13 protein-coding genes are annotated in these 13,605 nt (G+C 70.6%); 8 read left to right on the top strand and 5 right to left on the bottom strand.

Annotation, left to right across the window (positions count from 1 at the left end; genetic code table 11):
- The first annotated feature begins 24 nt into the window (after nucleotides 1–24).
- The 8 genes from ABGA99_RS05540 to ABGA99_RS05505 all read left to right on the top strand — a co-directional run bounded on the left by ABGA99_RS05540 (nucleotide 25) and on the right by ABGA99_RS05505 (nucleotide 9,353).
- A complete protein-coding gene (locus ABGA99_RS05540; RefSeq protein WP_347580975.1) occupies nucleotides 25–1,425 on the top strand; it encodes an MFS transporter in 1,401 nt (466 codons plus the stop codon).
- Between the two features lie 101 nt (nucleotides 1,426–1,526).
- Nucleotides 1,527–2,546: a BMP family ABC transporter substrate-binding protein gene (locus tag ABGA99_RS05535; RefSeq protein WP_347580976.1), complete on the top strand. Its 1,020-nt coding sequence runs from the start codon at nucleotides 1,527–1,529 to the stop codon at nucleotides 2,544–2,546.
- Between the two features lie 189 nt (nucleotides 2,547–2,735).
- Complete coding sequence (locus ABGA99_RS05530; protein ID WP_347581039.1) at nucleotides 2,736–4,394, top strand: ABC transporter ATP-binding protein; 1,659 nt, start codon at nucleotides 2,736–2,738, stop codon at nucleotides 4,392–4,394.
- Nucleotides 4,391–5,494, top strand: a complete 1,104-nt coding sequence (locus ABGA99_RS05525) for an ABC transporter permease (protein ID WP_347580977.1) — start codon at nucleotides 4,391–4,393, stop codon at nucleotides 5,492–5,494. Before ABGA99_RS05530 ends, ABGA99_RS05525 begins: the two co-directional genes overlap by 4 nt.
- Nucleotides 5,495–5,567: 73 nt before the next feature.
- Nucleotides 5,568–6,926, top strand: a complete 1,359-nt coding sequence (locus tag ABGA99_RS05520; protein WP_347580978.1) for an ABC transporter permease — start codon at nucleotides 5,568–5,570, stop codon at nucleotides 6,924–6,926.
- Nucleotides 6,923–7,366 (top strand): cytidine deaminase, encoded by a 444-nt coding sequence (locus ABGA99_RS05515; RefSeq protein WP_347580979.1) that lies wholly within the window; start codon nucleotides 6,923–6,925, stop codon nucleotides 7,364–7,366. Before ABGA99_RS05520 ends, ABGA99_RS05515 begins: the two co-directional genes overlap by 4 nt.
- Complete coding sequence (locus ABGA99_RS05510) at nucleotides 7,366–8,643, top strand: thymidine phosphorylase (RefSeq protein ID WP_347582247.1); 1,278 nt, start codon at nucleotides 7,366–7,368, stop codon at nucleotides 8,641–8,643. The genes ABGA99_RS05515 and ABGA99_RS05510 overlap by 1 nt, the downstream gene beginning before the upstream one ends.
- Before the next feature lie 95 nt (nucleotides 8,644–8,738).
- On the top strand, nucleotides 8,739–9,353 hold the full coding sequence (locus ABGA99_RS05505) for a hypothetical protein (protein WP_347582246.1): 615 nt from the start codon (nucleotides 8,739–8,741) through the stop codon (nucleotides 9,351–9,353).
- Between the two features lie 40 nt (nucleotides 9,354–9,393).
- On the opposite strand, the gene ABGA99_RS05500 is transcribed toward ABGA99_RS05505, so the two are convergent.
- The 5 genes from ABGA99_RS05500 to ABGA99_RS05480 form a co-directional block, all read right to left on the bottom strand.
- Nucleotides 9,394–10,161, bottom strand: a complete 768-nt coding sequence (locus ABGA99_RS05500) for a succinate dehydrogenase iron-sulfur subunit (RefSeq protein ID WP_347580983.1) — start codon at nucleotides 10,159–10,161, stop codon at nucleotides 9,394–9,396.
- The gene (gene sdhA, locus ABGA99_RS05495; RefSeq protein ID WP_347582245.1) at nucleotides 10,161–11,915 is read right to left on the bottom strand and encodes a succinate dehydrogenase flavoprotein subunit; all 1,755 of its coding nucleotides are present in this window, start codon (nucleotides 11,913–11,915) and stop codon (nucleotides 10,161–10,163) included. The genes ABGA99_RS05500 and sdhA overlap by 1 nt, the downstream gene beginning before the upstream one ends.
- A gap of 21 nt (nucleotides 11,916–11,936) precedes the next feature.
- Nucleotides 11,937–12,419, bottom strand: coding sequence for a succinate dehydrogenase hydrophobic membrane anchor subunit (locus ABGA99_RS05490; protein WP_347582244.1), 483 nt, complete (start codon nucleotides 12,417–12,419; stop codon nucleotides 11,937–11,939).
- Nucleotides 12,419–12,799 (bottom strand): succinate dehydrogenase, cytochrome b556 subunit, encoded by a 381-nt coding sequence (gene sdhC, locus ABGA99_RS05485; protein WP_347580986.1) that lies wholly within the window; start codon nucleotides 12,797–12,799, stop codon nucleotides 12,419–12,421. The genes ABGA99_RS05490 and sdhC overlap by 1 nt, the downstream gene beginning before the upstream one ends.
- A 248-nt stretch (nucleotides 12,800–13,047) precedes the next feature.
- Nucleotides 13,048–13,575 carry a 2-oxo-4-hydroxy-4-carboxy-5-ureidoimidazoline decarboxylase gene (locus ABGA99_RS05480; protein WP_347582339.1) on the bottom strand — a complete coding sequence of 176 codons (528 nt, stop codon included), beginning with the start codon at nucleotides 13,573–13,575 and terminating at the stop codon, nucleotides 13,048–13,050.
- Nucleotides 13,576–13,605: the final 30 nt, after the last annotated feature.

Genomic DNA, 13,605 nt, shown 5'->3' with positions numbered 1-13,605 from the left:
CGAGACCCGCCGTACGTTCGACGCATGCCCTCCGATACCGGGGCGCTTACGCCCCATGTGAGCGCCCCCGCCCACGTGCCCGCCAAGCACGCCCCCGGCGAGCCCGGCTACCGCCGCGTGCTCCTCGCCCTGTTCGCCGCCGGCGTCGCCACCTTCACCCTTCTGTTCTCCACCCAGGCGCTGCTGCCCGCCATCTCCGCCGACCTCGGCGTCAGTCCCGGCGCGGCCAGTTGGACGGTCTCCGCCACCACCGCCGCCCTCGCGCTCGCCGTGCTGCCGCTGAGCGCCGTCTCCGAGCGGTTCGGCCGGCGGAAGACGATGACGTGGTCGCTGACGGCGGCCGTGCTGCTGGGGCTGGCGATGCCGTTCGCGCCGGACCTGGGTGCGCTCATCGCGCTCCGTACGCTCCAGGGTGTGGCGATCGCCGGGATCCCGGCGTCGGCCATCGCGTTCATCGCCGACGAGGTACGGGCCCGGGCGGTGATCGGCGCCGTGGGGCTCTTCGTCGCGGGCAACAGCATCGGCGGCATGGCCGGCCGCATCCTCACCGGCTGGACGGCGAACGCCTGGGGCTGGCGCGCGGCGCTGGCCGCGGTCGCCGCGCTCTCGCTGCTCTGCGCGGTCGCCTTCCGCGTACTCCTGCCGCGCGCCCGGCACTTCACCGCCGCGCCGCTGGCGCCGCGGGCGCTCGCCCGGACCGTACGCGGCCATCTCTCCGACGGGCTGATGCGCCGGTTGTACGCGATCGGGCTGCTGTTCATGACCGTCTTCGGCTCGGTCTACACGATGATCGGCTACCGGCTGGCCGGCGCCCCCTTCGGCCTGTCCGCGGGCCTCATCGGCTCGGTCTTCGTGATCTACCTCGTCGGCACCGGCTCCTCGGCCGCCGCCGGCCGGCTCGTCGCGCGCCTCGGCCGCCGCGGCACCCTGTACGCCGCCGCCGGCACCACCGCCGCCGGGCTGCTGCTGACGATCGGCGACTCCCTGGCCACTGTGCTGACCGGTCTGGTGCTGCTCACCGCCGGGTTCTTCGCCGGGCACGCGGTCGCCTCCGCCTCCGTCAGCCACGCGGCGCAGACCGGCAAGGCGCAGGCGTCGGCGCTCTACCAGGTCGCGTACTACGTCGGGAACAGCGCGGGCGCGACCGTCGGCGCGATCGCCTTCCACGCGATCGGCTGGCACGGGGTCGTCGTCCTGGGTCTCGTGGCCCTCGCCGGCGTCACGGGCGTCACTCTTCACGCCACCCGCCTGGCCACCGCGGCGACCCGCACCGCAGCGCGCGAGGGGGCCGGCCGGACGCCCCGCGCAAGCGGGCGCGCACAGGCCCCCGCAACCCGCCCGGTTCCCCGCGAACCGACAGGTCAGCCGATACGCGCCGGCGTCGCGCGCACCGCCGAAAGCACCGGCGCGGAGACGATCCGGTAACGGGTTCGTTGCCGGAGGTTCAGCTTGTTCTACGCGCGTTACGATGCCCCCGAAGCAGCGCCGGAAAGAGGCGCTTCGCCAAGACCGAAGGGGAAGTCCTCTTGCGCCGGGTAACCAAGATCGCCGCCGCGGGCGTGGCAACCGCGGCCCTTGCTTTCACCAGTGCTGCGTGCAGCAGCGACAGCGGCAGCAGCGACAAGGGCGTCGGCCTCGCGTTCGACGTCGGCGGCCGCAGTGACGCCTCCTTCAACGAGTCGGCCGCCCGCGGGTACGACAAGGCCAAGAAGGAGTTCGACCTCGGCGGCAAGGAGCTGACCGCCCGCGACGGCGAGACCGAGGCCGACCGCGAGCAGCGTCTCATCTCCCTCGCCGAGGCGGGCTACAACCCGGTGATCGGGGTCGGCTTCGCCTACGGCAAGTCGGTCAACAAGGTCGCCAAGGACTTCCCCGACACCACCTTCGCCGTGATCGACGAGGCGTCGCAGGGGAAGAACGTGGCCGGTGTCACCTTCGCCGAGCACGAGGGCTCGTATCTGGCGGGCGTGGCCGCCGCGACGAAGAGCAAGACCGGCAAGGTCGGCTTCATAGGCGGCGTGCACAACAACCTGATCAAGAAGTTCGAGGCGGGCTTCGTCCAGGGCGTCAAGGACACCAAGCCCGACGTCGAGGTCGACGTGAAGTACCTCTACGAGAGCGACCTCAAGGGCTTCCAGGACCCGCTGCGCGCCAAGGGCATCGCCGAGGGCATGCTCGACTCCGACGCGGACATCATCTACAGCGCCGCCGGCCTGTCCGGCACGGGCTCGATCGAGGCCGTGGCCGCCCAGGAAGGCGCGTGGGCGATAGGCGTCGACTCCGACCAGTACCGCGACAAGGCCCTGGCCGACTACAAGGACGCGATCATGACGTCCGTGGTCAAGAACGTCGACGTGGCGGTCTACGACGTGATCAAGAGCGTCCAGGACGAGAAGCCGCTCACCGGCGACCAGACCTTCGCGCTCAAGGACGACGGCGTGAGCCTGGCCACCTCCGGCGGGTTCATCGAGGACATCCAGGCCGACATCGACGCGGCCAAGCAGAAGATCGCCGACGGCGAGATCAAGGTCAGCGACACTCCCTGAGCACGGTACGTGTGACGGGGTCCGGAGGGCGGTGCGCGTCGGCCGTCCACCGGACCCCGCGCATCTGCCTCCGGACTACGCGCGTAGCGTGATATGCCGTAACTCGCGTCACGTAACTCGCGCCGTCCGTACGGCGCTTCGGTACGTCCGCCGCCCCGCATCCACCGCCCTCGACGAGGAGTGTGCGCCATCACAGCCCCCAGCAGCAGCTCCACGGCAGCGGATCCACCCGCCGGCGCCGCCGCCGTCGAACTCCACGGCATCACCAAACGCTTCCCCGGCGTCGTCGCCAACCACGACATCGACATCACCGTGCGCCGCGGCACCGTGCACGCCCTCGTCGGCGAGAACGGCGCGGGCAAGTCGACCCTGATGAAGATCCTCTACGGCATGCAGAAGCCGGACGAGGGCACCATCACGATCGACGGCACGCAGGTCACGTTCGCCAGCCCCGCCGACGCCATCGCGCGCGGCATCGGCATGGTGCACCAGCACTTCATGCTCGCCGACAACCTCACCGTGCTGGAGAACACCGTCCTGGGCAGCGAGAAGCTGCACGGCATCGGCGACGGGGCGCGCGCGAAGATCAAGGAGCTGTCGGAGGCGTACGGCCTCGGCATCCGCCCCGACGTCCTGGTCGAGGACCTCGGCGTCGCCGACCGGCAGCGGGTGGAGATCCTCAAGGTCCTCTACCGCGGCGCCCGTACGCTCATCCTCGACGAGCCCACCGCGGTCCTCGTCCCGCAGGAGGTCGACGCGCTCTTCGACAACCTGCGCGGGCTGAAGGCCGAGGGCCTGACCGTGCTGTTCATCTCGCACAAGCTCGGCGAAGTCCTCGCCGTCGCCGACGACATCACCGTCATCCGGCGCGGCACGACGGTCGCCGCCGTGAAGCCCGCGGACGTCACCTCCAAGCAGCTCGCGGAGCTGATGGTGGGCAGCGAGCTGCCGACCCCCGAGACCCGCGAGTCGACGGTCACGGACATATCGATGCTGCAGGTCAGCAACCTGCACCTGTCGGCCGTCGACGCCGACGGCGTACCGCGCGAGGTGCTGGACCGCATCTCCTTCACCATCCACAAGGGCGAGGTGCTGGGCATCGCCGGCGTGGAGGGCAACGGCCAGTCCGAGCTGGTCGAGGCCATCATGGGGCTGCGCGACCCGGACGGCGGCAGCATCGTGCTCGACGACACGGACATCAGCCACGCCGCCACCCGCAAGCGCCGCGAGGGCGGCATCGGCTACATCCCCGAGGACCGCCAGCGGCACGGCCTGCTGCTGGAGGCGCCGCTGTGGGAGAACCGCATCCTCGGCCACACCACGGAACGCCCCAACAGCCGCGGCGTGCTCATCGACACCGCCGCGGCCCGCAAGGACACCAAGCGGATCGTCGCGGAGTACGACGTCCGCACCCCCGGCATCGACGTGACCGCCGCCTCGCTCTCCGGCGGCAACCAGCAGAAGCTGATCGTCGGCCGGGAGATGAGCCACCGGCCGAAGCTCCTCATCGCCGCCCACCCCACGCGCGGCGTGGACGTGGGCGCGCAGGCGGACATCTGGGAGCAGATCCGCGCGGCCCGCCGCGACGGGCTCGCGGTGCTGCTGATCTCCGCGGACCTGGACGAGTTGATCGGCCTGTCGGACACGCTGCGGGTGATGTACCGCGGGCGACTGGTCGCCGACGCGGACCCGGCGGCGATCACGCCGGAGGAACTGGGCAGTGCGATGACGGGCGCGGCGAGCGGGCACCTGGAGGACACCTCGGCGGCCGAGGACGCCCCGGTGCCGCACCCGCGCGGCACCGCCACCCACAGCGACGACGCGCAGGGCGGAGGCCGTACGCGATGAAACGCCTCGACAGGGACAAGCTGATCACGGCGGTCGGCGCCCCGGTGCTCGCGGTCTTCGCCGCGCTGGTGCTGACCTCGCTGATCATCCTGATCTCCGGGAAGGACCCGTTCCGGGCCTACCAGGTCATGATCGAGTTCGGCACGACCGACCGGAGCGCCATCTACATTGTCAACAAGTCGACGATGTTCTTCCTCTCCGCGCTGGCCGTGGCCATCGGCTTCCGGATGAACCTCTTCAACATCGGCGTCGACGGCCAGTACCGCATCGCGGCCTTCTTCGCCGCGGCCGTCGGCGGCGCGCTGTCGCTGCCCGGCATCATCCAGATCCCGCTGATCATCCTGGTCGCCATGGGCGTCGGCGCGATCTGGGCGGGCATCGCGGGTGTGCTGCGCACGACCCGCGGTGTCAGCGAGGTCATCACGACGATCATGCTCAACTCGATCGCCGGCGCCGTCATCGGCTACTACCTCACCGCGGGCCGCCTCGGCGAGAAGGACGGGAACCTCACCCACACCCCGAACATCCCGTCCTCCAGCCACATCTTCATGATCGAGACCTCGGTCGGGGACATCAACGGATTCGTCGTCTTCGCCGTGCTCGCCGGCTTCCTGTACTGGTTCGTCCTCAACCGCACCCGCTTCGGCTTCGACCTGCGCAGCGTCGGCCGGTCGGAGACGGCCGCCGCCGCGAGCGGCGTGGACGTCAAGCGCATGATCGTCACCAGCATGGTGCTCTCCGGCGCCGTCGCCGGCCTGGTCGGGATGCCGACGCTGCTGGGCGAGTCGTACAACTACGGCACCGACTTCCCGCTCGGCGTCGGCTTCACCGGCATCGCCATCGCCCTCCTCGGCCGCAACCACCCCGTCGGCATCGCGCTCGGCGCGCTGCTGTGGGCCTTCCTGGAGCGCACCGGCACGCAGCTCGAATTCGAGGGTTACGACCAGAAGATCGTCGAAGTCATCAAGGGCATCATCGTGCTCTGCGTCGTCATCGCCTACGAGGTGGTCCGCCGCTGGGCGCTGCGCGACCAGCAGCGCCGCGTCGGCGAGGAGCTGGCCCAGGCACGCAAGACCGAGAAGGCGGAGGTGGGCGCATGAGCGAGCGGAGCGAGCGAATCATTCAAAGGTGCGCGCTGTGCTCACAGCCCGCCGGGCGAAGCGAGGCCGGCGCATGAGCACGGTGACCAAGACGGGCGTCGCCGCGCCCGCGAAGCGACCGCCGGGAGACGGCGGCAAGCGGCGGCTCGGCATGCCGCAGGTGCTCCTGCTCATCGCCGCGGGACTGCTGCTGCTGTCCGCGGTCCGCGCGATCACCGACACCACCAACCTCACCGCCTCCGCGCAGATCGGCGGCGCGCTCGCGCTGGCCGTGCCGATCGGCCTGGCCGGCCTCGGCGGGCTGTGGGCGGAACGGGCCGGCGTGATCAACATCGGCCTCGAAGGCATGATGATCCTCGGCACGTTCTTCGCCGGCTGGATCGGCTGGCAGCACGGCCCGTGGGCGGGCGCGCTGGCCGGGGTGATCGGCGGGGCGCTGGGCGGGCTGGTGCACGCCATGGCGACGGTGACGTTCGGCGTCGACCACATCGTCTCGGGTGTGGCGATCAACATCCTTGCGCTCGGCGCCACCCAGTACATGGCGAAGATCTTCTTCGCGGACGGGGGCGCGCTGGCGGCGGGCGGCACGGACAAGCAGTCGCCGCAAGTCGACGACATGCCCACGTTCTCCATCTCCGCGGTCTCCGGCTGGCTAGGAGACCTGGAAGACAAAGACTGGTTCCTCCTCTCCGACGTCGCAGGGGCCCTGCACGGGGCCGCCGGCTGGCTGGGAGACCTGGAGGGCAAACACTGGTTCTTCCTCTCCGACACCGCCGGGATCCTGCGCGGTCTCACCGACGACGTGTCGTACCTGATCCTCATCGCGGCCGCGCTCTTCGTGCTCACGTACTACGTGCTGTGGCGCTCGGCGTTCGGGCTGCGGCTGCGGTCCTGCGGCGAGAACCCGGTGGCCGCCGAGTCGCTGGGCGTGAACGTCTACTTCTACAAGTACGCGGCGCTGGCCGTCTCCGGCGCGCTCGCCGGGCTCGGCGGGGCGTTCCTGGTCACGTTCACCCACATCTATCTGGAGGGCCAGACCGGCGGCCGCGGGTACATCGGCCTGGCGTCGATGATCTTCGGCAACTGGCGTCCGGGCGGTACGGCGATGGCGGCGGGCCTCTTCGGCTTCACCGACAGCCTGCAACTGCGCGGCGGCGGCGAGGCCGTGCACGCGCTGTTCCTGCTGCTGGCGGTGCTGCTCGCGGCGTACGCGGTGTGGAAGTACGTGCGCGGCGGCGCCCGCGCGGCCATAGCGGCCGGTGTCGCGGCGGTGCTCCTCGGGGTGCTGTACGCGACGACGGACACGGTGCCGCGCGAGGTCGTGGAAGCCACGCCGTACGTGACCACACTGGTGGTGCTGGCGGTGTTCGCGCAGCGGCTGCGGGTGCCGAAGTGGATCGGCAAGCGTTACCGAAGGGGAGAGAGCACGTGACGTCGCAGGACGACGAGCGGTGGGAGGCGCTGCGGCGGGCGGCGCGGGACGCGATGTCCCGGGCGTACGCCCCGTACTCGCAGTACCCCGTGGGCGCCGCGGCGCTCGTGGACGACGGCCGCACCGTCGTCGGCTGCAACGTGGAGAACGCCTCGTACGGCGTCGGGCTGTGCGCCGAGTGCGGCCTGGTCTCCGCGCTGCACGCCACCGGCGGCGGCCGGCTCACCCACTTCACCTGCGTCAACGGTGAGGGGCAGCTCATCCTGCCGTGTGGCCGCTGCCGCCAGTTGCTCAGCGAACACGGCGGGCCCGACCTGCTGCTCGACACCCCGGCGGGCATCCGGCCGCTGGCCGAGCTGCTGCCCGACGCCTTCGGCCCGTTCGAGCTGAGCAGATTGAAGGGTTCCCAGAACTCCGAGAGCGGAGGATCGCAGAACTGATGGACGCCATCTCCGTCATCCGCGCCAAGCGCGACCGCGAACGGCTCTCCGACGAGCAGATCGACTGGGTCGTGGCGGCGTACACCCGCGGCGAGGTCGCCGACGAGCAGATGTCCGCGCTGGCCATGGCGATACTGCTCAACGGCATGGACCGCGACGAGATCGCCCGCTGGACCGCGGCGATGATCGCCTCCGGCGAGCGGATGGACTTCACCGCCCTGCCGCGCCCGACCGCCGACAAGCACTCGACGGGCGGCATCGGCGACAAGATCACGCTGCCGCTGGCACCGCTGGTCGCCGCCTGCGGGGCGGCGGTGCCGCAGTTGTCGGGGCGGAGCCTCGGGCACACCGGCGGCACGCTCGACAAGCTGGAGTCCATTCCGGGCTGGCGGGCCTCGCTGTCGAACGACGAGATGATGGCGATCCTGAGCGACGCCGGCGCCGTGATCTGCGCCCCGGGCACGGGGCTGGCGCCGGCGGACCGCAAGTTGTACGCGCTGCGGGACGTGACCGGGACGGTGGAGTCGATCCCGCTCATCGCGTCCTCGATCATGTCGAAGAAGATCGCCGAGGGTACGGGCGCGCTGGTGCTGGACGTGAAGGTCGGCTCGGGCGCGTTCATGAAGGACCTGGACCGGGCGCGCGAACTGGCCGCGACGATGGTGGGCCTGGGCAACGACCACGGGCTGCGTACGGTGGCGCTGCTCACGGACATGTCGACGCCGCTGGGGCTGACGGCGGGCAACGCGCTGGAGGTCCGCGAGTCGCTGGAGGTGCTGGCGGGCGGCGGCCCGGCGGACGTGGTGGAGCTGACGCTCGCGCTGGCCAGGGAGATGCTGACGGCGGCCGGCCTGCCGGACGCGGACCCCGCGGGGGCGCTGGCGGACGGCTCGGCGATGGACGTGTGGCGCCGCATGATCACCGCGCAGGGCGGCGACCCGTCGGCCCCGCTCCCCACGGCCCGCGAGACCCACACGGTCCCGGCCCCGACGACGGGGGTCCTCTCGCGCCTCGACGCCTACGCGGTGGGCCTGGCGGCCTGGCGCCTGGGCGCGGGCCGCGCCCGCAAGGAGGACCCGGTCCAGGCGGCGGCGGGCGTGGAACTCCACGCCAAGCCGGGCACGCCGGTGACGGCGGGCCAGCCGTTGCTGACCCTGCACACGGACACCCCGGAGCGGATCCCGGAGGCACTGGAGGCGCTGGAGTCGTCGTACGACGTGGCGCCCCCGGGCGCGGCGGTGGAACGGGGCCCGCTGATCCTGGACAGGCTGGACTGAGCGGGGCCGTCAACAGAGTCGGGGTCGCTCACTCGTGCGAGTGAGATAAGCAGATATGCCGATGGCATATCTGGCAGGCGACTAGCGTCCCGATCATGGTCAACTCCCCACACGAGACGCACCACCGGGCCTTCCAGCAGATCCCGGAGTTATTCACGAGCGCCTTCAGGCTGCTGGACATTCCGGTGCCGGGCGAGGCGGTGGTCACGGCGATCGACAGCGACGTCAGGGAGGTGCGGCCGGTAGAACGCCACGTGGACACGCTGCTACGGCTGGAGTTCCCGGGCGGTCATACCTACCTTCTGCTGGTCGAAGCCCAGACGAAGCCGGACAAGGACAAGCCCGACAGTTGGGCGTATTACCTCAGCTACCTCCGCAACCGCTACGGCCACCAGCCGATCCTGGCAGCGACCCCGGCTGGGACGATCTGGAGGAATTTCGTGGAGACCTGCTTGTTTTCCTTCCGAAGCTACGTCGCCGAGAACCTTCGCAAGCAGGGCTACATCCAAGGCCGCGCGCAAGGACTCCGGATGGCGATCTGGAGCGATGCGGTCATCCAAATCCTGGAGGTGCGGGGCTTCCCGTTGTCTGAGGACACCCGGCACCGCATCCTCACCTGCGGTGACCAAGAAACCCTCGATCTCTGGTTCGACCGAGCCCCCACCGCCACCAGCCTCGACGAACTCTTCGCCGCCCCGGCAGAGGGCTGACGTTCCGGCCCGGGGGGAGGCCACGCGCCTCCCCCCACTCCTAGAACCGCCGCGTGATCAGGGCGCGCTTGACCTCCTGGATCGCCTTCGTCACCTCGATGCCGCGGGGGCACGCGTCCGTGCAGTTGAACGTGGTCCTGCAGCGCCAGACGCCGTCCCTGTCGTTCAGGATCTCCAGGCGCTGTTCTCCCGCCTCGTCCCTGCTGTCGAAGATGAAGCGGTGGGCGTTCACGATCGCCGCCGGGCCGAAGTACTGGCCGTCGTTCCAGAACACCGGGCACGAGCTCGTGCAGGCCGCGCACAGGATGCACTTCGTGGTGTCGTCGAAGCGTTCGCGGTCCGCCGCCGACTGGAGGCGCTCGCGGGTGGGCTCGTTGCCGTGGGCGACCAGGAAGGGCATCACGTCGCGGTAGGCCTGGAAGAAGGGTTCCATGTCGACGATCAGGTCCTTCTGCACCGTCAGACCCTTTATCGGCTCCACCGTGATCGGCTTCTCCGGTGCGAGGTCCTTGATCAGCGTCTTGCACGCCAGCCTGTTGCGGCCGTTGATGCGCATCGCGTCGGAGCCGCAGATGCCGTGGGCGCAGGAGCGGCGGAAGGTCAGGGTGCCGTCCATGTCCCACTTGATCTTGTGCAGCGCATCGAGGACCCGCTCCTTCGGGTCGATCTCGACCTGGAACTCCTCCCAGTACGACTCCGCCGCCGCCTCCGGGTTGAACCTGCGGATGCGGAACGTCGCGGTGATGTACGGGGAGGCCGCCGACTCGGGGAACTCGTCTTCGACCTTGTCCAACACGGGTGTTGCCATCAGTACTTACGCTCCATGGGCTGGTAGCGGGTCTGCACGACCGGCTTGTAGTCGAGCCGGACGGTCTCCGCGCCGTCGTCGCCGACCTCGCGGTACGCCATGGTGTGGCGCATGAAGTTGACGTCGTCGCGGTTCGGGTAGTCCTCGCGGTAGTGGCCGCCGCGGGACTCCTTGCGGGCCAGCGCGGAGATCGCCATGACCTCGGCCAGGTCGAGCAGGTTGCCCAGCTCGATCGCCTCCAGCAGGTCGGTGTTGAACCGCCGGCCCTTGTCCTGGATGCCCACGTTCTTGTACCGCGCCCGCAGCTCCGCGAGCTTCTCGACCGCTTCCTTGATGGTCTGCTCCGTGCGGAAGACCATCACGTTCTTGTCCATCGTCTCCTGCAGCTCGCGCCGCAGCTCCGCCACCCGCTCCTTGCCCGCCGAGTCACGCAGCCGCGCCACCTCGCCGACCACGAACGCCGCCGGGTCCTCCGGCAGTTCGACGTGGTCCGCCGTCGCCGAGTACTCCGCCGCGGCGATGCCCGCGCGGCGGCCGAAGACGTTGATGTCGAGCAGCGAGTTGGTGCCCAGCCGGTTGGCGCCGTGGACGGAGACGCAGGCGACCTCCCCGGCCGCGTACAGCCCGGGGACGACGGTGGTGTTGTCGGCCAGCACCTCGCCGCGGATGTTGGTGGGGATGCCGCCCATCGCGTAGTGCGCGGTCGGCTGGATCGGGATGGGGTCGGTGTACGGCTCGATCCCCAGGTACGTGCGCGCGAACTCCGTGATGTCCGGCAGCTTCGCGTCCAGTTGCTCCGGCGGCAGGTGCGTGAGGTCCAGGTAGACGTGGTCGCCCTCCGGGCCGCAGCCGCGGCCCTCGCGGATCTCGGTGTAGATCGCGCGGGAGACGACGTCGCGCGAGGCGAGGTCCTTCATGACGGGCGCGTACTTCTCCATGAAGCGCTCGCCGTCCTTGTTGCGCAGGATGCCGCCCTCGCCGCGGGCGCCCTCGGTGAGCAGGATGCCCATGCGCCAGATGCCCGTCGGGTGGAACTGGAAGAACTCCATGTCCTCCAGCGGCAGGCCGCGCCGGAACACCGACGCCTGGCCGTCGCCGGTCAGGGTGTGGGCGTTGGAGGTGACCTTGAAGAACTTGCCGTTGCCGCCGGAGGCGTAGACGACGGCCTTGGCCTGGAAGACGTGGATTTCGCCGGTCGCCAGCTCGTACGCGACCACGCCCGCCGACCGCTTCACCCCGTCGGTCTCGACGATGAGCTGGTCGAGGACGTAGAACTCGTTGAAGAACTCCACGCCCTCCTTCACGCAGTTCTGGTAGAGCGTCTGCAGGATCATGTGGCCGGTACGGTCCGCCGCGTAGCACGCGCGCCGCACCGGGGCCTCGCCGTGGTTGCGCGAGTGGCCGCCGAAGCGGCGCTGGTCGATGCGGCCCTGCGGGGTGCGGTTGAAGGGCAGACCCATCTTCTCCAGGTCGAGGACCGCGTCGATGGCCTCCTTCGCCAGGATCTCGGCGGCGTCCTGGTCGACCAGGTAGTCGCCGCCCTTGACGGTGTCGAAGGTGTGCCACTCCCAGTTGTCCTCCTCGACGTTCGCCAGGGCGGCGGCCATGCCGCCCTGCGCGGCGCCGGTGTGGGAGCGCGTGGGGTACAGCTTGGTCAGCACGGCGGTGCGGCTGCGCTTCGTCGCCTCGATGGCGGCGCGCATGCCGGCGCCGCCCGCGCCGACGATCACGGTGTCGTACTTGTGGATCTGCATGAGGGGAACCTCTTCGCCGCGTCAGCGGATGTTCGGGTCGAAGGTGAAGATCACCAACGTGCCCAGGAGGATGGTGAAGACCGTGGCGGCGTACAGCAGCATCTTCAGCCAGAAGCGGGTGCCGTCGCGCTCGGCGTAGTCGTTGATGACCGTGCGCAGCCCGTTGCCGCCGTGCAGCATCGCGAGCCAGAGCATGATCAGGTCCCAGCCCTGCCAGAACGGGGAGGCCCAGCGGCCGGCGACGAAGGCGAAGCTGATCTTGCTGACGCCGCCGTCGAGCACCAGCTGGATCAGCAGGTGGCCGACGACGAGGACCGCGAGCACGACCCCCGACAGCCGCATGAACACCCAGCCGTACAGCTCGAAGTTGGTGCGGGTACGGGAGGTGGAGCGGGCGGTGCGCGGCGTGCGGGCGCGGGGGGCCTCGATGAGCGGGGCGGGGTTGTCGGCGGAGTACGCGGCGGAGGAGCCGGTCAGCTCGACATCGGAGGTGGCCATGGTCATCAGCTCCCGAACAGCTCGCGTGCGGTGTGGCCGAGCACCGGGTAGATCGCCCCGACCATCAGCACCGCCCAGATCCCGACCACGATCCACAGCATCGGCTTCTGCAGCCGGACGCCCTTCGACCAGAAGTCGACGGCGATGACGCGCAGCCCGTTGAGCGCGTGGAAGAGGACGGCGGCGACCAGCCCGTACTCCAGCAGCGACACGATCGGCGTCTTGTACGTGGCCACCACGTCGTCGTACGCCTCGGGCGACACCCGCACCAGGGAGGTGTCGAGGACGTGGACGAACAGGAAGAAGAAGATGAGGACGCCGGTGACGCGGTGCGCCACCCAGGACCACATGCCTTCCCGGCCGCGGTAGAGCGTTCCAGCCGGCACGGAAAAACCCCTCCGGAAACTGATCGGGGGCCGGCCGTCAGGGCTCGGGTACTGCACTGTCGGTCATGACCCGGCCGGGTACGGTCCACCGGCCTTCGCCATCGTAGCGACGGTGCGTCGGCACACCGGCCACGGGGGTGCAGGTGTGATCAATCAGGCACGCGCGTGGCCTAACCGCGCTGGCTGGCGTGGCGATCCGTGCGGTTGCGTCCCGATTTGCCGCCGGTGCGCGTGGCGGGTTTTCGCCGTCAGGGACGAGGTGAGCCGGCTGCCGGGGTGAGGAGACGGGCGAGGCGGGCGCGGGCCCGGCGGCGGAGTTCGTCGGCGGCCACGAGGCGCTCCTCGTCGGGTTCGTTGCCGAGGCGGATGCGGATGGCGGCCAGGGTGCGGTCCAGGCGTTCGTCCTCGGGGCAGGCGTCGAGGCACAGGACGAAGGAGTGCCCGAAGCGGCTCTCGTACGCGGCGTGCGCCGCCCGCAGCGCCGTGCGCTCGGCGGGCCCGGCGGCCGCGGGCAGGGCGGTCGTCTCGTCGGCCAGCGCGCCCGCGACGGCGCCGGGGGCGAGGTCGTAGCTGGCCTCGTCGGCGGCGGCGAGGAGGGCGTCGAGGTCGGGGTACGGGCGGTGGGCGGTGAGGCGGCGGGCCCAGTGCCGGTCGTCGAGGCAGTCGAGGAGCGCGCGCTCGGCGTCGGCGGCGGATGCCGCGTTGAAGGCCGCCAGCCGGGCGGGGTCGGCGGCGGGACCGGCGGCGCGGGTCGCTCGGGGGGTGGGTGTGGGCAGGGTGGCTCCCTGGGGCGTGCCGGGTGCGTG

This window comes from Streptomyces sp. B5E4 (assembly GCF_039871555.1).
Classification (GTDB): Bacteria; Actinomycetota; Actinomycetes; order Streptomycetales; family Streptomycetaceae; genus Streptomyces.
The sequence above is the reverse complement of the archived record's forward strand: the minus strand, read 5'-3'. Positions and strand labels throughout refer to the sequence as shown.